This window comes from Mesorhizobium sp. L48C026A00 (genome assembly GCF_000502375.1).
GTDB classification, from domain to species: domain Bacteria; phylum Pseudomonadota; class Alphaproteobacteria; order Rhizobiales; family Rhizobiaceae; genus Mesorhizobium; species Mesorhizobium muleiense.
Genome location: NZ_AYWU01000023.1, coordinates 70,540 through 87,091, shown reverse-complemented (window position 1 = coordinate 87,091; position 16,552 = coordinate 70,540). Strand labels below are relative to the sequence as shown.

Here is a 16,552-nt window from a genome sequence, read left to right as displayed (position 1 = left end):
TCCAACGCCAAATCGAATGTGGTAGGCTGGCCTGACGCGGGAAGAATCAGCCTGCCAGGCTTGCGAGCGCCCATGCCATCAACGGCGAAGCCGGAAAGGTGAGCAGGCCGCCAATGCCAAGCGCGATGCCATAGGGAACGCCTGATGTCTCGTCGGCGAAATGGCGTAAAAACGGATTGTGGCTGGTGACGGCCGCAAGCGGTGATTTCCGATAGACGAGGATGGCGAGCGTCAGCAGGCCGCCGATGACGGTCGAGACCAGGAGGTATTCGACGAGGTGGATGTTCAGCCCCATCCAGACGGCGCTGGCGGCCAGCAGCTTGGCGTCGCCGCCGCCCATGCCGCCGAGCGCGAACAGCCCGAAGGTCACGGCGAGGACCAGGCCGCCGGCGGCAAAATGCCAGCCATAGCTTGCCCAGTCCATGCCGGTCAGCGGCGCGACCAGGGCGAAGACGGCGACAAGCAGAACCGGCACGCGATTGGCGATCGTCATCGACAGCATGTCGGAGATCGCGGCGAAAAGCATGCAGAACGGAAAGACAACGAAGATCAGGGCTTCAAGCATGGGCGTGGCGCCTGTGGTCGAACTGTGCTGGTCTCAGCCTAGGCATGTCCGATTAACGATTGATGAGGCCGAAAATTCAAATCGTGCGGCATGATTGGATAAGGGCCGCCAGTGCGGCGGCCCTATCTGGAAACAACTGAACGCCGTTATCAGGGGGTTGCGGCGGGCGGGGTGCCGGTGGGGGCGTTGGTCACCGCGGTTCCGATAGCCTGGAACTTGGTGTCCAGGGCAGTGCCGAGCTGGCCGGCGCCGACCATGATGGCGAGCGCGATGAGGGCGGCGATCAGACCGTATTCGATGGCGGTCGCGCCGGATTCGTCCTTCACAAAACGTGCAATGAGATTAGACATTCAAGAGCTCCTACTCCAGGTGTTACAGCAATTCCGTCAACTTCTCTGTTGGCTGATCGGATACTGCCAATCTATCGAGAAGCTCTTTCAATCGGCTTAATAAACAGCCTTACCGATTCCTTTCCGGCTTCGATGACATTGCGTGGTTAACCGTAGACTAAGTGACGCCTATGGACCCGACAGGCGCAGCAGGCTGCGAAAGGCGCAATTTAGCGACCTGAGAAAGGGCGGGCCGCTCCTGGCGATCCCAGCTCCAGGCGATCAAAGGGCCGAGCCCGACATCATCACGGCTCCCCTCCGCTTAACCCTTGCTTCACCAATCTCGTTCATGTTCCGTTGAGCAAATTGCCGCCGTGGAGCGCTTCAATGACCGGGCCGAGATCGTCCTTTCCGATTGCCGCGCTGCTTGCCGCCACGGCTCTTATCGTGCCGGCCAAGGCCGGCGCAGGCATCGAGGTCACCATGAACCAGGCGAAGATCGTCAAATTGTCGCGCGCTGCCGATACGATCGTCGTCGGCAATCCGGCGATCGCCGACGCCTCGGTGCAGGATGCTTCGACGATCGTGCTGACGGGCAAGGGCTTCGGCGTCACCAATCTCGTCGTCCTCGATCAGGAGGGCCGTCCGATCGTCGACGAGCAGATCACCGTCGTGCGACAGGACGCGTCCTCGGTGCGCATCTATCGACGCGCCGAAATACAGACCATGTCGTGCACGCCGTATTGCGAAAGCTCATATAAAAGCGAGGCGGAGAAGACCTCGGAAGCCGAGATGAGCGCCGGCCAGTAAGCGACCCGACCGTTTCGTCTCGCTGAAAAAGCCGCTTCGGTTACTCGGCCTGTTAAAACCTCCCCTTCGAATTTAACGATCATCAAAACCGCACTTCAATGGGTTTGCGCTAATGTTGCCCGACACCCCCTAAGGGATCGGCAGGCACGGGACATGAGCAAAGCAGGACGATCAAGCCTTTCAGCGCGCTTCCTTGGCGACCGGCGCGGCAGCACCGCTTTGGAGTTCGCGATGCTTGCGGTGCCATTTGCGCTCCTCGTCTTTGCCATACTGGAGAGCTGCATTTCATTTGCCGGGCAAGAGGTGATGGCCAATATCACCGACGATGTCGCGCGCCAGCTGCGGACTGGCCAGATAAGGCAGGCCAACGTGACCGAGGCGACGCTGAAGTCCATGATCTGCAGCCGGCTGGAGATCATGGTCGCCAAGGACTGCCCGGGATTGGAAGTGGATCTGCGCGCGTATCCGAGCTTCGCCGCTGCGGCCCAGGCGGGCTTCAATATCCAAGACGGCGAAATCGCGTTGACCGGTACGACCCCCTCGACTTTTACGGTATCCCCCGGCTTGGCTGAATCGATAAACATGCTGCGGGTTTTTTACAAATGGCCCGTCATGACCGATTTCATGGCCAAGTCGATGGCCAATCTGAAAGACGGCAACACGCTGCATTTCGCATCGATGACCTGGAAGAACGAGCCGTTCGACGACTGAAAATGCAAACCGCTGCGTGGGAAAAGGACGATAGCATGGGGCGTGCGGGGGCACATATGAGGACCGCTGGGATCTGCGCGAAAGCCATACGGTTCTGCCGTGATCGCCGCGGTGTCGCGGCGGTTGAGTTTGCCTTCATCGTGCCCGTCCTGCTGATGATGTACTTCTTGACCATGGAAGCCTCGCAAGCCATCGAGACCAACAAGAAGGTCAGTCGCATCGGCAGCATGGTGGCGGATCTCGTCACCCAGCAGCAGACCGTCACGCCGGCCGAACTCGATGCGATCATGCAGATCGGCAACTCCACCCTTCAGCCGTACAACCGATCGACCCCGGAAATCACCATCACCGCAATAGAGGTCACGAACGAGCCGACGCCGCGGGTGTTGGTCGCTTGGTCACGCAAGATGGTCGGCGATGCCTTCCGCGCTGGCGCCGCCAAAAACTCCGTCACCACGGTTGCACCGCAGCTCGAGGTCAAGGGCACGTTTCTCGTTCGCGTCGAAAGCAATCTGGCATACGAGCCGATCATCACCTGGTCGGCGGATAGTGAAAAGCGGCTTGGCTTCAGTTCGGCTTTCAACTCGATATCGATGGGCGAAACTTATTATCTCAGGCCCCGCAGGAGCCCGACGATTACCTGCGACACCTGCTGAACGACGGCGCCCGATCGCCATTGCTATCGGCCTGACACCAGGCGCACGATAGCCGCGGATGCCTTGCATGTCGCATGTGAGTTCCCTCTCGTTTCCGTCGATCCACGCCGATGCCGGCGACAATTCTACCATCGCGCCCGGATGTGCACACAGCCGTCTGGTTCCGAATTGCCAATGGCGGCGCGGCCGCCTATGTCTGGGCGGACAGACAAACGATAATAATGATCCCCTGCAATGGCGCGCGCCTTCCTTTTTGTTCTCGATTCCTTCGGCATCGGCGGCGCGGCCGACGCCGAGCGCTATGGCGACACCGGTTCCAACACGTTCGGACACATCGCTCGAGCCTGCGCGGAAGGCCGGGCGGATCGCGAGGGGCTGCGCAAAGGCCCGCTTTTCGTACCCAACATGCTCTCGCTCGGCCTGGCGCACGCGGCGAAAACCGCGACAGGATTCTGCTTCGACAGCGGCGGCCTGCTTGCCTCCGCCTTCCACGGCGCGGCGCAGGAGATTTCCAGCGGCAAGGACACGCCGTCAGGCCATTGGGAAATCGCCGCCTTGCCGGTCCGCTTCGACTGGGGCTATTTCCCGGACACGGTTCCCGCCTTTCCAGCCGACCTGACCGAAGCGATCATTCGCGAAGGAAAGGTGCCGGGCATTCTCGGCAATTGCCATGCTCCGGGCACCGAGATCATCGAGCGGTACGGCGAGGAGCATGTCCGCACCGGCAAGCCGATCTGCTACACTTCGGTCGACTCCGTCCTGCAGATCGCCGCGCATGAAGTTCACTTCGGCCTGGAGCGGCTCTACGAATTCTGCAAGGTGGTGCGCAGGCTGGTAGATCCCCTGAACATCGGACGGGTGATCGCGCGGCCTTTCATTGGCGAAACCGCCGCCAGCTTCGAACGGACGCACAACCGCCGGGACTATTCGGTGCCGCCGCCCGAACCGACCCTGCTCGACCGGCTGACGGCGCACGGCAGCCGGGTGATCGCGGTCGGCAAGATCGGCGACATCTTCGCCCATCGCGGCATTTCGGAAGTGCGCAAGGCCGCCGGCAACATGGCGATGTTCGACAAGGCGCTCGGCGCGATGGACGACGCGGGCGACGGCGATCTCGTCTTCGCCAATTTCGTCGATTTCGACACCGAGTTCGGCCATCGGCGCGACGTTGCCGGCTATGCCGCTGCGCTCGAGGCCTTCGACCGGCGGCTGCCGGAGGCGCTTGCACGGCTCAGGGAAGGCGACCTTCTCATCCTCACGGCCGACCATGGCAACGATCCGACCTGGCACGGCACCGATCATACGCGCGAACGCATTCCGGTGATCGGCACCGGACCGGGCTTTGGCGGCGACATCGGGCTGAGAGCGACGTTCGCCGACATCGGTGAAACCGTCGCCGAGCATCTTGGGTTGGCACGCGGCCGTCACGGCACCTCCTTCTACACAGCGATAGGCGGCCATGCCTGAGTTGCCTGAGGTCGAAATGGTGCGGCGGGGCCTGCAGCCGGTTCTGGAAGGCGCCCGCATCGCCCGCGTCGAGGCGCGCCGGCCCGACCTGCGCTTTCCATTTCCCGAGAATTTTTTGGAGAGGCTGACCGGCAAGACGATTACGGCGCTCGGCCGCCGGGCCAAATACCTGACGATGCACCTGGAAGGCGGTCCGGTGCTGATCTGCCATCTCGGCATGTCGGGCTCGTTCCGCATCGAGACCTCCGATGGCAGCGAACTACCCGACAGCAGCGACATGCTGGGCGCGTTTTATCATGAGCGCCCGAAGAGAGCAGTGCACGACCATGTCGTCTTCCATATCGTCTCCCCCCAAGGCGCCCGGTCCCGGGTGACCTTCAACGATCCGCGCCGTTTCGGCTTCATGCTGTTTTCCGAAGGAGCGCCTGACACGCATCCGATGCTGGCGGGGCTTGGCGTCGAGCCGACAGGCAATGCGTTGGACGGCGAACTGCTCGCCTCGCTGCTGAAAGGCCGGAAGTCGCCGCTAAAGGCAGCACTTCTCGATCAGCGGCTGATCGCCGGGCTCGGCAATATCTATGTGTCGGAGGCGCTGTGGCGCGCCGGCCTGTCGCCGTTGCGCGAGGCAGGCACCATCGCAAAGCCTGGAAAGAAGGCCAAACAGCAGCGCGACGCCCTGGCCGAAGCAATCCGCGCGGTGATCGCCGATGCGATCGCCGCCGGCGGATCGTCGCTGCGCGACTACGTGCAGACCGACGGGTCTCTGGGCTACTTCCAGCATTCGTTCGCCGTCTATGATCGCGAGGGCGAGGCCTGCCCCAAGCACGGCTGCGGCGGCCATATAGAGCGCATCGTGCAAAGCGGGCGTTCCACCTTCTATTGCCGGAGCTGTCAGTTGTGACTTAGGTGGGGGGTGTAAGCCAGGTGCCGGGTGTGAGTTGGACGCCTGATGCAAGGAGATGACCGAGTGAGGAGATACAGTCATGGCCTATGAAACGATTATCGTCGAAACCCGCGGCAAGGTCGGGCTGATCACGCTGAACCGGCCGAAGGCGCTCAATGCGCTGAACTCGCAGGTCCTGGCGGACGTGGTCGTGGCCGTGAACGGCTTCTGCGCGAATGCCGACATCGGCGCGATGGTCATCACCGGCTCCGAAAAAGCCTTCGCGGCAGGTGCCGACATCAAGGAAATGCAGGCGATCTCCTTTGTCGACGCCTATGTGCAGGATTTCTTTATCGGCTGGGAAGAGCTCACCCGGGTGCGCAAGCCTGTCATCGCGGCGGTGGCCGGCTATGCGCTCGGCGGCGGCTGCGAACTGGCGATGATGTGCGATTTCATCATCGCCGCCGACAACGCCAAGTTCGGCCAGCCCGAGATCACGCTCGGCGTGATGCCGGGCATGGGCGGATCGCAGCGCCTGACCCGTTTCGTCGGCAAGTCGAAGGCGATGGACATGTGCCTGACCGGACGGATGATGGATGCGGCGGAAGCCGAGCGTTGCGGCCTGGTGTCGCGTGTCGTGCCCGCCGGCGAATTGCTCGAGGAGGCGTTGAAGGCGGCGGCCAAGATAGCCGATTTTTCGCTGCCGTCGGTGATGATGGCGAAAGAGGCCGTCAACCGCGCCTATGAAACGACACTGACCGAGGGGCTGCGGTTCGAGCGCCGGCTGTTTCACTCACTGTTTGCGCTCGATGACCAGAAGGAAGGCATGGCGGCCTTTGTCGAGAAGCGGAAGCCAAATTTCTCGAACCGGTAGCCAAATTTCTCGAACTGGTAGATGGCGACGACATCAGCCGGGAGCGAGCGACAGCAGCGGCCCAAAAAGAAGGCGAAGCAGCGTTGACGCGCCGGAAAAGCTGAACTATAAGCCGCACCAACCGAGGCGGCCCTGTGGCTGCCCGTTTGTTTTTTGCGCCTTGCGGCATCCCGCATGCGCCCACCAGATCAGAAGAGAGGCATCATGGCCAATACCTCCTCGGCCAAAAAGGCAACGCGCAAGATCGCCCGCCGCACGGCGATCAACAAGAACCGCCGCTCGCGCGTGCGGACCTACATCCGCCAGGTCGAAGAGGCGCTCGCCTCGGGCGACAAGGCGGCCGCGCAGGCTGCTTTCAAGGTGGCTGAGCCGGAATTGATGCGCGCCGCGAGCAAGGGCGTGGTGCACAAGAATACGGCATCCCGCAAGGTGTCGCGCCTGGCCCAGCGCCTCAAGGTGTTGTCGGCCTAACCCGGATATCCGGGCTGATATACCTTTACTAAACTTGTCCTTTTCAGACCCGGCCGCTCGTGCCGGGTTTTTTCGTTTGCCGGCAAGTACTTAAAAAGAAAGCCCGCAAGCAACACCCCGCACGATTTCGAAGTTCGAATTGCTTTGCCGGCATATACATGCCGGCTGACAGGCGCAGCCGCTGAAAGCGTTCACGGCGAAAATATCAACTGTCGAAAATCACCTTTATTTTTCAAACGGTTGCGGACGGTCATCCACAGCTTGTTCACATCGGGTGCGAGGGATGGGGGACAATTGCCTGTCAAGAAAATTATTTGATAAAATTTCGCGCGACGCGGCCTTTTTCACATTCGCCGGAAAAGGGTTTGAATCACAATGGGTTTGTCAAAACAAGCCAGTGCAACGCAGGCTCCGAACCCGTTTGCGCTAACCACATTCCTTAAAAATCCGTTAGTCGTGGCCTTGCCCTATCCACAGCGATTTCGCTAAGGTCTGTCTATCGAGAGGGACGGGCCGTTGGCCCTTAACCCAGCCTGAATCGGCCAGCAAAAAAGTGGCAGAATTCATGACGCGGATCATCTCCGCGTACGGGTTTGGTTTGCCTTTTCGATACGGTAGGGGAATGGCGTAATTGTACATGGCAGATCAATGACGCGCCGGCGTTTCGCCGGGCGGAATTGTATTGCCCTGACATGACCAAAGCGGGCTGGCTCCGAGGAGCCGGCGCCGGTTCCCCGACAATGAGGCGACATCAGCTGCCGGCGGCGGCGATGGTGTCGCTGTGAGGACACGGTCGCCGGAAACATGGATGCAGGAGGCGCATTCCCGGCGGAAAAAGGTACAAAAGGACAAGGAACTCGATCATGCAGAGCGGCATCGAAAGGGAGCTTACGGGCGACCTCCCATTCCCTGGGACCTTAACCGGAGGGGACGCTATGTCGGCTTCCATCGACGCGGAACAAAAGTTCGACCGGGTCAAGGCCCAGTTGAAGGCGCGTCTGGGAACTGAAGTCTATTCGAGCTGGTTCGGGCGCATGAAGGTCGCCGAGGCGTCCCGGGGCATTGTCCGCATCTCGGTGCCCACCGCCTTCCTGCGCTCGTGGATCAACGGCCACTACCTCGACCTCATCGCCGAGCTGTGGAAACACGAGGACCCTGAAATCCTCAAGATCGAGATCGTCGTGCGCACCGCTACCCGCCCGGGGCGCAACGGCGTCGAGCCCGAAGTGGCCCCGGCGCGCAAGATGACCAGGCAAGCGCAAACGGCGCTGGCCGCGGGAACGGCAGCCCCCGGCAGGGTGGAGCGGGTACCGGCACCTCGCCCGGGAATGCCTGCCGAGACCGAGTTCAGGCACAATGTGCTCGGTTCGCCGCTTGACCCGCGCTACACGTTCGGCTCCTTCATCGAAGGACCGTCAAACCGGGTGGCCTTCGCCGCCGCCAAGGCGGTGGCGGAATCGCAGTCGAGCGCGGTGCGCTTCAATCCGCTGTTTCTGCACGCGACGGTGGGGCTGGGCAAGACGCACCTGCTGCAGGCGATCGCGGCGGAATCGCTGAAGCAGAATCCGAAGTCGCGCGTCGTCTATCTCACGGCCGAATATTTCATGTGGCGGTTTGCCACCGCGATCCGCGACAACAACGCGCTGACGCTGAAGGAACAGTTGCGCGACATCGACCTCCTCATCATCGACGACATGCAGTTCCTGCAGGGCAAGTCGATCCAGCATGAATTCTGCCATCTGATCAACATGCTGCTCGACAGCGCCAAGCAGGTGGTGGTCGCCGCCGACCGGCCGCCGTCGGAACTGGAATCACTGGAGCCCCGCGTCCGCTCGCGCCTCAACGGCGGCGTCGCGCTCGAAATGTCGGCGCCGGATTTCGCCATGCGGATCGGCATGCTCAAGCTGCGCCTTGCCACCGCCAAGGCCGACGATCAATCGCTCGACATCTCGGAGGAGATCCTCAACCATGTCGCCCGCACGGTGACCGGCAGCGGGCGTGAACTCGAAGGTGCGTTCAACCAGCTTCTGTTCCGCCAGTCGTTCGAACCGCAGATCACCATCGACCGCATCGATGAGATCCTCGGCCACATCTATCGTTCGGGCGAGCCGAAGCGGGTGCGCATCGAGGACATCCAGCGCATCGTCGCGCGCCACTACAATGTGTCGAAGACGGAACTTCTGTCCAACCGGCGCACCCGCACCATCGTCAAGCCGCGGCAAGTCGCGATGTACCTGTCGAAGGTGATGACACCGCGCTCCTTGCCGGAGATCGGGCGGCGTTTCGGTGGCCGCGACCATACGACGGTGCTGCACGCCGTGCGCAAGATCGAGGATCTTTCAGGCGTCGACAACACGCTGGCGCAGGAGCTCGAATTGCTGAGAAGACTGATCAACGACCAGGCCTGACCGGCCCGAAAAAACAAAAGCGTGTCGCGTCTGGATGGCTGCAACGCGCTTGAAATCTCTGTCTTTATGCACGTCGTTGCCGCAAAGCCCATGCACACTCTCGGGCCTGACCCGAGGGCATGCTTTTGGGCGACAGGCATGGCTTGCGGGCTTCGCCGGTTTTATCCCAAGAAAGCCCGCGTAACCGGCCCGAACCGTCAGCACGGGCTTGCGTTCACGGGTTTTTTCCTGTCAGTTTGTGCAGATTCTGAGCCTGTTCAGACCTTTCGCGGGTTGCCGCTTGCCGGAGACCCGCTCATTCATTCAAGCGAGCCTGTTTCGTCATGCGTGTTATCCTGGAACGGTCAAATCTCCTGAAGTCGCTCAACCACGTTCATCGCGTGGTCGAACGGCGCAACACTATACCGATCCTGTCGAACGTGCTGCTGAGCGCCGAAGGCGCCACCCTTGAAATGAAGGCGACCGACCTCGACCTGGAGGTGACCGAAGCCACGCCCGCCAAGGTCGAGCGCGGCGGCGCGACGACGGTCCCGGCGCACCTGCTCTACGACATCGTGCGCAAGCTCGCCGACGGCGCGGAGGTCATGCTGAAGACCGACGAGGACGGCAACGCCATGACGGTGACCTCGGGCCGCTCGAGCTTCCGCCTGCAGTGCCTGCCGCAATCCGATTTCCCGGAGCTTTCGGCCGGATCGTTCTCGCATATCTTCCGGCTTGATTCGGTCGCGCTCAAGGGCCTGATCGAGAAGACCCAATTCGCCATCTCCACCGAAGAGACGCGCTACTACCTGAACGGCATCTACCTGCACACGCATGACGCCGACGGCAAGCTGAAGCTGCGCTCGGTAGCGACCGACGGCCATCGGCTGGCGCGCGCCGAGATCGACGCGCCGGCAGGATCGGAAGGCATGCCGGGCATCATCATTCCGCGCAAGACGGTGAGCGAATTGCAAAAGCTCGTCGACGACCCTGATATCGCGGTGACCACCGAATTGTCCGACACCAAGATCCGTTTCACCATCGGCAGCGTCGTTTTGACCTCGAAGCTGATCGACGGCACCTTCCCGGACTATCAGCGGGTGATCCCGACCGGCAACGACAAGAAGCTGATCATCGACCGCCAGAGTTTCGCCGCCGCCGTCGACCGCGTCTCGACCATTTCGTCCGAACGGGGCCGGGCGGTGAAGCTTTCGATTGGAGAAGGCCAGGTCACGCTTGCAGTCAATAATCCGGATTCGGGCAGCGCCACCGAAGAACTGGCCGCGGATTATTCGTCCGACGCGATCGAAATCGGCTTCAACGCCAAATATCTGCTCGACGTCGCCGCCCAGTTGACCGGCACCGAGGCAAAATTCATGCTGGCGGATGCCGGCTCGCCAACGCTGATCCACGACATGGCCGACGAAACCACCCTCTACGTGCTGATGCCGATGCGGGTCTGATGCATGTCGCGCAAAAGTGTGCCGCGGTTTTGCGATAACGACATGGATAAAAACAACAAACCTAAAGCGCGTCGCATGAGGCCGGTCAAACGCGGCGCGCTTTAGGCCGGAACGAGGCCATCTTGCTGTCATGACCGGAGTTGCGAAGCAGCCTGAGCGCGATCAGCAGACTCATATAAGTAAGCTTTCGCTTACCAATTTCCGCAATTACACAACACTTTCGATCGATCTCGATCCCGGCCCGGTGGTTTTTTCCGGTGACAATGGTGCCGGCAAAACCAATCTGCTGGAGGCGATCTCCCTGTTGACGCCGGGGCGCGGCCTGCGCCGTGCGCCTTATGCCGACGTGGCGCGCGAAGGCGGCGACGGCGGCTTTGCCATTCATGCCCGGCTCGATGGGCCGGTCGGCCCGGTCGAGATCGGCACCGGCATCGCGGGCGGCGACGCCGCCGAAGGCGGCCGGCGGGTGCGGATCAACGGCGCGGCGGCGCGCTCGGCGGAGGACATGCTGGAATGGTTGCGCGTCGTCTGGCTGACACCGGCGATGGATGCATTGTTCACCGGGCCGGCCGCAGATCGGCGGCGCTTTCTCGACCGGCAGGTGCTGGCGATCGATCCGGGCCACGGCCAGCGCGCGCTCGACTACGAAAAAGCGATGCGCGGCCGCAATCGACTGCTCGCCGAAGGCTCGCGCGATGGCGCCTGGTTCGATGCGATCGAGACGCAAATGGCCGAAACCGGTGTGGCGATTGCCGCGGCGCGTGCCGAACTGGTGCGCCTGCTCACCGCCATGATCGACAGGCTGCCAAGCTCCGGTCCGTTTCCGCAAGCCGACATCGGCCTGTCCGGCGCGCTGGAAAGCGAGGTCGCAACCAGCGCGGCTGTCGATGTCGAGGAGCGGTTCCGCCGCACTCTTGCCGAAGCGCGCGATCGCGACCGCGCCGCCGGGCGCACGCTCGACGGGCCGCACCGGTCGGATCTCGTGGTGCGGCACCGGCCAAAGGCGATGCCGGCCGAACTCTGTTCGACTGGCGAGCAGAAGGCGCTGCTGGTCGGCATGGTCCTGTCGCACGCCCGGCTGACCGGCGAGATGTCTGGCATGACGCCGATCCTGCTGCTCGACGAAATCGCCGCCCATCTCGACGCGGGCCGACGCGCCGCGCTGTTCTCGATCCTCGAAGAGCTGAACTGCCAGGCCTTCATGACCGGAACCGATGCGGCGCTGTTTTCCAGCCTCAACGGACGCGCGCAGTTCCTGACCGTCGATCATGGCACGGTCGGGCCAACCGTTTGAGTTCTGGATATTGTGCCAAAAGTAGTAGTGAATGGTGAATGGTGAATGGTGAATGGTGAATGGTGAATGGTGAATGGTGAATGGTGAATGGTGAATGGTAGTGAGAGCACCATTATTCATTATTCACTAATCACTAATCACTAATCACTAATCACTAATCACTAATCACTAATCACTAAACCATCAGGGTTCACTATTCACTATTCACCATTCACCATTCACACTATTCAACTGCTGCGCACCCCGATGGGCAAGCCGATGGCAGGCTTTGGCAACGTGCATTACCGCCTGACAAGATTTTTCTCCCGCTATATGGTCCGGCGATGATCACCACCGCGCTCACCAACGAAGAACTCGAACGCTACGCCCGCCACATCGTGCTGCCCGAGATTGGCGGCGCCGGCCAGCAGCGACTGAAGCGGGCTCGGGTCCTGGTCATCGGCGCCGGCGGGCTGGGAGCGCCGGTGCTTGAATATCTTGCCGCAGCCGGCGTTGGCACACTCGGCATCGTCGACGACGACAGCGTCTCGCTGTCGAACCTGCAACGGCAGGTGATCCACGGCACCGGCGCTGTCGGCATGGCGAAGACCGACAGCGCCAAGGCGGCGATCGCCCGCATCAACCCCAACGTCGCCGTGGAACTGCACAATCTCAGGCTGACGGCGGACAACGCCCCTGCCCTTGTCGCCGGTTATGACATCGTTGTCGACGGCTCCGACAATTTCGAAACCCGCTATGCGGTGGCCGACGCCTGCGCCGTGGAAAAGCGGCCGCTGGTCCATGCCGCCGTCGGCCGCTTCGACGGCTCGGTGACCGTGCTGAAACCGTTCGAGACGGGAACGGACGGCAGGCCGAATCCGAGCTATCGCGATCTGTTTCCGGAACCACCGCCGGCCGGCCTGGTGCCATCCTGTGCCGTGGCCGGCGTGCTTGGGGTGCTGACCGGCGTCGTCGGCACGCTGCAGGCCATGGAGGCGATCAAGCTGATCGCCGGGATCGGCGAACCGCTGGTCGGCCGGCTGCTGCTTTACGATGCATTGGCAGCCCGCTTCGACACGATCCGTTACAAGAGCAGCTAGAACAAGAGTAGCTAGATTTTGGACAGCCTGGTTTCCGTCGCGCAGCTTCCGGCCGATTTCGACCGTTGGGACGAGGTGCTGGCGCTGATCATGCGCGCCTTCGCTGCCATGGACGGCGTCATCGATCCGCCATCCTCGGCGCATCGGCTCACGGTCGAAAATCTCCGCGACAAGGCCCGGCAGGAGACGGGCTTTGCGGCGCTGAACGACGGCAGGATTGTCGGCTGCGTTTTTGTCCTTGAGCGGGCCAGAGATTTCTATGTCGGAAAGCTCGCGGTCGAACCGGATTTTCGGGGACAAGGCATCGCCAGGCGGCTGATGCAAGCTGTCGAGGATCTTGCCCGCAACCGCGGCAAGCCTGCGATCGAGCTTCAGACGCGGATCGAACTGACCGGGAACCACGCGGCCTTTGCCCGCCTCGGCTTTCACGAAACGGCACGGACAGCGCACAGTGGCTATGACCGTCCGACCTCGATCACCATGCGCAAGGTTATTTCGTAAGCCTGCACTAACTTAATATGGCAGCCGGTCACGTCCGTAGCGGCAGCACGCGATCCGGCGGCCGATGGCCATCGAAGAAGGCGCGGATGTTGATGATTACCTTCTCGCCCATGTCGATCCGGCCTTCGAGCGTCGCCGACCCCATATGCGGCAACAGCACGACCTTGCCCTTGGCGGCGAGCTTCAGCAATTTGCTGTTCAGCGCCGGCTCATGCTCGTAGACGTCGAGCCCGGCGCCGGCGATCTTGCCGTCCTGGATCAGCTTGACCAGGGAGTCCTCGTCGATGATGTCGCCGCGCGCCGTGTTGACGATGTAAGCGGACGGTTGCAGAAGCGCCAGCCGCCGCGCAGAAAGCAGATGGAAGGTCGCCGGCGTCGACGGACAATTGACCGAAATGATGTCCATGCGGGCAAGCATCTGGTCGAGGCTTTCCCAATAGGTCGCCTCCAGCTCATCCTCGACCGCGGCAAGGACGCGATGGCGGTTGTGATAGTGGATCGACAGGCCAAAGGCCTTGGCCCGCCGGGCGACGGCGGTGCCGATGCGGCCCATGCCGACAATGCCGAGGCGTTTGCCCCAGATACGCCGGCCGAGCATCCAGGTCGGCGACCAGCCGGCCCATTTCTTGTCGCCGGTCAGCACATTGGCGCCTTCCGCAAGCCGCCGCGGCACCGCCAGCATCAGCGCCATGGTCATGTCGGCGGTATCTTCGGTCAGCACGTTCGGCGTGTTGGTGACGGTAATGCCCTTCTTCGCAGCTGCTGACACGTCGATCTTGTCGACGCCGTTGCCGAAATTGGCGATCAGCTTGAGGTTGTCGCCGGCCTGGGCGATCAGCGCCGCGTCGATTTGATCGGTTATGGTCGGCACCAGCACGTCGGCTTCCTTGACCGCCGCGACCAGTTCCGGCTGCGTCATCGGCCGGTCTTCGACATTCAGCCGGGCGTCGAACAACTCACGCATGCGGGTCTCGACCGGGTCGGGCAGCTTGCGCGTGATGACGACGAGGGGCCTTTTTCTGCCTACCATTGTTTCCTCGAACCCGACCTCGTTGAGACCTCTTTAACCAAGACAGGCGAAACTGCAGGCCGGTCGCGGTGCCAGTTCTCCATGTAACAAGAGGTTCCGCCGAAGACAAAGAAAAAGGGGCGCCAAGGCCGATGAGCCGGCGCCGAAAGGGAACGAAAGTGTCTGGTTTCGCGTCGCTCCGCCTGGCCCTCAGCGCAGCATTTCTCGGCGCTCTGCTTTATTCCCCGGATGTGGCGGCACAGAATGCGGCAGCACCGACCCAGAGCGTCACGCTCGGGCCGAGCGGCCTGCCGCTGCCACGCTTCGTCAGCCTGAAAGCCGGCCGCGTCAACTCCCGCGTCGGGCCAGGCGTCAACTATTCCGTCGACTGGATGTATATGAAGCCCGGCCTGCCGATGGAGATCATCCAGGAATTCGACACCTGGCGTCGTGTGCGCGATGCCGATGGCTCGGAAGGCTGGATCAACCAGTCGCTGCTTTCCGGTCGCCGCACGGCGATCGTGGCACCCTGGCAGCGCGGCAAGGATGCCCGAATCAACCTGCTCGACGACCCGCAAAAGGACGCCGGCATCGTCGCAATCGTCGAGCCGGGCGCCATGGGCACGATCAAGTCCTGTGACGGCGAATGGTGCGAAATGACCTTCAATGGCCACACCGGCTGGCTCGCCCAGTCGCTGGTCTGGGGCGCCTATCCGGGCGAACGGGTCAAGGACTGACCTCTTCCTGTCGGTTCGGGATGATGGGCATGTCGCGCAAAAGTGCGCAGCGGTTTTGCGATAACGACATGCGTAAAAGCGCCGATCACTCGCAGCGTTTCGGGCGCAGCCTCACGACGATATCGACATTGGCGATCTCCATCCCCTCCGGTGGCTCCGGCAGGTTGGAAACCGTGACAGGACCGCTGGCGATGTCGAAAATCCTGTTTTCGCCCTCAATGTAGAAATGATGGTGATCGGAGGTGTTGGTGTCGAAGTAGGTCTTCGACCCCTCGACGGCCAGGATGCGCAGAAGGCCCGCCTGGGTGAATTGATGAAGGGCGTTGTAGACGGTGGCGAGCGATACCGGCACGCCAGCGGCGATCGCCTCCTCGTGCAGTTCCTCGGCCGACAGATGGCGGTCGCCTTTGGCAAAAAGCAGATCGGCCAGCGCAATGCGCTGACGCGTCGGCCTCAGGCCAGCTTCGCGAACCCGCTTGTCCACAGCGACATTTTCCTTCCGGCAGCCCAGATCCATCTATCCGTCCAAGCTCAAGTTTCGCCTCAAGACCTGCCCAGAACGGCAAAAAACGAACATTGACCGAACCTGGACATCCCCCGACATATATTCTGTCGGCCGAATACGATCAATAGCGCGCATTGACCCCGGCAGGCGGGCAGGTTAAGCGCAAACGCCGGTTTCCGGCCGGAAATAGATTGTGTTAGGAACCAACGACAAGGGCGCGCTACCGCCTGGACGATTATTGGGGACGGAGACTGATGGCGGTTTCGAAATCCAGCTACGATTACGAGGAACTGCTTGCCTGCGCCCGCGGCGAGCTGTTTGGACCTGGAAACGCCCAGCTCCCCTATCCGCCGATGCTGATGTTCGACCGCATCACCGAAATCAGCGAGACTGGCGGCGCCTTCGACAAGGGCTTCATCCGCGCCGAGTTCGACATCAAGCCGGACCTGTGGTTTTTCGCCTGCCACTTCATCGGCAACCCGATCATGCCGGGATGCCTGGGCCTCGACGCCATGTGGCAATTGACGGGATTCTACCTCGGCTGGCTCGGCGAGCCGGGCAAGGGCATGGCGCTGTCGACCGGCGAAGTGAAATTCAAAGGCATGGTGACGCCGTCGGTCAAGAAGGTAGAATATGGCGTGGATTTCAAGCGCGTGATGCGCGGCCGGCTGGTGCTGGGTATCGCTGACGGCTGGCTGAAGGCGGATGGCGAACCCATATACGCAGCAACGGATCTCAAGGTGGGTCTGTCCAAGCAATCGGCCGCCGCCTGACCGGCGCCTGCGCAGCGCGGCGAGCCCGCGGGAGGCGC

General features: G+C 62.0%; 18 protein-coding genes. 14 read left to right on the top strand and 4 right to left on the bottom strand.

Annotation, left to right across the window (positions count from 1 at the left end):
* Nucleotides 1-46 precede the first annotated feature (46 nt).
* Together X738_RS71365 and X738_RS71360 are read right to left on the bottom strand one after the other, a co-directional pair.
* The gene (locus X738_RS71365; RefSeq protein WP_023802145.1) at nucleotides 47-565 is read right to left on the bottom strand and encodes an A24 family peptidase; all 519 of its coding nucleotides are present in this window, start codon (nucleotides 563-565) and stop codon (nucleotides 47-49) included.
* Between the two features lie 149 nt (nucleotides 566-714).
* Nucleotides 715-915 (bottom strand): Flp family type IVb pilin, encoded by a 201-nt coding sequence (locus tag X738_RS71360; protein ID WP_023802144.1) that lies wholly within the window; start codon nucleotides 913-915, stop codon nucleotides 715-717.
* Nucleotides 916-1,281: 366 nt separating this feature from the next.
* Between X738_RS71360 and X738_RS71355 the strand changes: the two genes are divergently transcribed.
* The 12 genes from X738_RS71355 (at nucleotide 1,282) to X738_RS71300 (ending at nucleotide 13,490) form a co-directional block, all read left to right on the top strand.
* Nucleotides 1,282-1,704, top strand: a complete 423-nt coding sequence (locus tag X738_RS71355; protein ID WP_023802143.1) for a pilus assembly protein N-terminal domain-containing protein — start codon at nucleotides 1,282-1,284, stop codon at nucleotides 1,702-1,704.
* A 153-nt stretch (nucleotides 1,705-1,857) separates the two neighbouring features.
* Entirely contained in the window at nucleotides 1,858-2,415 is a 558-nt protein-coding gene (locus tag X738_RS71350; RefSeq protein ID WP_023802142.1) for a TadE/TadG family type IV pilus assembly protein, read from the top strand.
* 35 nt (nucleotides 2,416-2,450) lie between these two features.
* Nucleotides 2,451-3,071: a TadE/TadG family type IV pilus assembly protein gene (locus tag X738_RS71345; protein WP_023802141.1), complete on the top strand. Its 621-nt coding sequence runs from the start codon at nucleotides 2,451-2,453 to the stop codon at nucleotides 3,069-3,071.
* Between the two features lie 234 nt (nucleotides 3,072-3,305).
* On the top strand, nucleotides 3,306-4,538 hold the full coding sequence (locus X738_RS71340; RefSeq protein WP_023802140.1) for a phosphopentomutase: 1,233 nt from the start codon (nucleotides 3,306-3,308) through the stop codon (nucleotides 4,536-4,538).
* Entirely contained in the window at nucleotides 4,531-5,439 is a 909-nt protein-coding gene (gene mutM / locus X738_RS71335; protein WP_023802139.1) for a bifunctional DNA-formamidopyrimidine glycosylase/DNA-(apurinic or apyrimidinic site) lyase, read from the top strand. The genes X738_RS71340 and mutM overlap by 8 nt, the downstream gene beginning before the upstream one ends.
* Nucleotides 5,440-5,521: 82 nt before the next feature.
* Nucleotides 5,522-6,295 (top strand): enoyl-CoA hydratase, encoded by a 774-nt coding sequence (locus tag X738_RS71330; RefSeq protein ID WP_023802138.1) that lies wholly within the window; start codon nucleotides 5,522-5,524, stop codon nucleotides 6,293-6,295.
* A 204-nt stretch (nucleotides 6,296-6,499) separates the two neighbouring features.
* Complete coding sequence (gene rpsT, locus X738_RS71325) at nucleotides 6,500-6,766, top strand: 30S ribosomal protein S20 (RefSeq protein WP_023802137.1); 267 nt, start codon at nucleotides 6,500-6,502, stop codon at nucleotides 6,764-6,766.
* A gap of 935 nt (nucleotides 6,767-7,701) precedes the next feature.
* Complete coding sequence (gene dnaA / locus X738_RS71320; protein WP_023802135.1) at nucleotides 7,702-9,174, top strand: chromosomal replication initiator protein DnaA; 1,473 nt, start codon at nucleotides 7,702-7,704, stop codon at nucleotides 9,172-9,174.
* A 323-nt stretch (nucleotides 9,175-9,497) separates the two neighbouring features.
* Nucleotides 9,498-10,616 (top strand): DNA polymerase III subunit beta, encoded by a 1,119-nt coding sequence (dnaN, locus tag X738_RS71315; RefSeq protein WP_023802134.1) that lies wholly within the window; start codon nucleotides 9,498-9,500, stop codon nucleotides 10,614-10,616.
* Nucleotides 10,617-10,746: 130 nt separating this feature from the next.
* A complete protein-coding gene (gene recF, locus X738_RS71310; RefSeq protein ID WP_023802133.1) occupies nucleotides 10,747-11,910 on the top strand; it encodes a DNA replication/repair protein RecF in 1,164 nt (387 codons plus the stop codon).
* A 323-nt stretch (nucleotides 11,911-12,233) separates the two neighbouring features.
* Entirely contained in the window at nucleotides 12,234-12,989 is a 756-nt protein-coding gene (locus X738_RS71305; protein WP_023802132.1) for a molybdopterin-synthase adenylyltransferase MoeB, read from the top strand.
* Between the two features lie 18 nt (nucleotides 12,990-13,007).
* Nucleotides 13,008-13,490, top strand: coding sequence for a GNAT family N-acetyltransferase (locus tag X738_RS71300; RefSeq protein WP_023802131.1), 483 nt, complete (start codon nucleotides 13,008-13,010; stop codon nucleotides 13,488-13,490).
* A 28-nt stretch (nucleotides 13,491-13,518) separates the two neighbouring features.
* Here X738_RS71300 and X738_RS71295 read toward each other — a convergent pair whose 3' ends face one another.
* Entirely contained in the window at nucleotides 13,519-14,520 is a 1,002-nt protein-coding gene (locus X738_RS71295; protein ID WP_023802130.1) for a 2-hydroxyacid dehydrogenase, read from the bottom strand.
* A 158-nt stretch (nucleotides 14,521-14,678) separates the two neighbouring features.
* On the opposite strand from X738_RS71295, the gene X738_RS71290 reads away from it, so the two are divergent.
* Nucleotides 14,679-15,236: an SH3 domain-containing protein gene (locus X738_RS71290; protein WP_023802129.1), complete on the top strand. Its 558-nt coding sequence runs from the start codon at nucleotides 14,679-14,681 to the stop codon at nucleotides 15,234-15,236.
* An 85-nt stretch (nucleotides 15,237-15,321) separates the two neighbouring features.
* Here the strand turns inward: X738_RS71290 and irrA are convergent, their stop codons facing one another.
* A complete protein-coding gene (irrA, locus tag X738_RS71285; RefSeq protein ID WP_023802128.1) occupies nucleotides 15,322-15,753 on the bottom strand; it encodes an iron response transcriptional regulator IrrA in 432 nt (143 codons plus the stop codon).
* 242 nt (nucleotides 15,754-15,995) lie between these two features.
* On the opposite strand from irrA, the gene fabA reads away from it, so the two are divergent.
* Nucleotides 15,996-16,514: a 3-hydroxyacyl-[acyl-carrier-protein] dehydratase FabA gene (gene fabA / locus X738_RS71280; protein WP_023802127.1), complete on the top strand. Its 519-nt coding sequence runs from the start codon at nucleotides 15,996-15,998 to the stop codon at nucleotides 16,512-16,514.
* Nucleotides 16,515-16,552 lie beyond the last annotated feature (38 nt).

Excerpts from the sequence above, each read along its gene's own strand:
- fabA (WP_023802127.1), top strand. The coding sequence starts at position 15,996 with ATGGCGGTTTCGAAATCCAGCTACGATTACGAGGAACTGCTTGCCTGC.
- irrA (WP_023802128.1), bottom strand. The coding sequence starts at position 15,753 with ATGGATCTGGGCTGCCGGAAGGAAAATGTCGCTGTGGACAAGCGGGTT.
- X738_RS71340 (WP_023802140.1), top strand. The coding sequence starts at position 3,306 with ATGGCGCGCGCCTTCCTTTTTGTTCTCGATTCCTTCGGCATCGGCGGC.
- X738_RS71330 (WP_023802138.1), top strand. The coding sequence starts at position 5,522 with ATGGCCTATGAAACGATTATCGTCGAAACCCGCGGCAAGGTCGGGCTG.
- X738_RS71365 (WP_023802145.1), bottom strand. The coding sequence starts at position 565 with ATGCTTGAAGCCCTGATCTTCGTTGTCTTTCCGTTCTGCATGCTTTTC.
- X738_RS71295 (WP_023802130.1), bottom strand. The coding sequence starts at position 14,520 with ATGGTAGGCAGAAAAAGGCCCCTCGTCGTCATCACGCGCAAGCTGCCC.
- X738_RS71305 (WP_023802132.1), top strand. The coding sequence starts at position 12,234 with ATGATCACCACCGCGCTCACCAACGAAGAACTCGAACGCTACGCCCGC.
- X738_RS71345 (WP_023802141.1), top strand. The coding sequence starts at position 2,451 with ATGGGGCGTGCGGGGGCACATATGAGGACCGCTGGGATCTGCGCGAAA.
- dnaA (WP_023802135.1), top strand. The coding sequence starts at position 7,702 with ATGTCGGCTTCCATCGACGCGGAACAAAAGTTCGACCGGGTCAAGGCC.
- X738_RS71360 (WP_023802144.1), bottom strand. The coding sequence starts at position 915 with ATGTCTAATCTCATTGCACGTTTTGTGAAGGACGAATCCGGCGCGACC.
- X738_RS71355 (WP_023802143.1), top strand. The coding sequence starts at position 1,282 with ATGACCGGGCCGAGATCGTCCTTTCCGATTGCCGCGCTGCTTGCCGCC.
- mutM (WP_023802139.1), top strand. The coding sequence starts at position 4,531 with ATGCCTGAGTTGCCTGAGGTCGAAATGGTGCGGCGGGGCCTGCAGCCG.
- rpsT (WP_023802137.1), top strand. The coding sequence starts at position 6,500 with ATGGCCAATACCTCCTCGGCCAAAAAGGCAACGCGCAAGATCGCCCGC.
- X738_RS71350 (WP_023802142.1), top strand. The coding sequence starts at position 1,858 with ATGAGCAAAGCAGGACGATCAAGCCTTTCAGCGCGCTTCCTTGGCGAC.
- dnaN (WP_023802134.1), top strand. The coding sequence starts at position 9,498 with ATGCGTGTTATCCTGGAACGGTCAAATCTCCTGAAGTCGCTCAACCAC.
- recF (WP_023802133.1), top strand. The coding sequence starts at position 10,747 with ATGACCGGAGTTGCGAAGCAGCCTGAGCGCGATCAGCAGACTCATATA.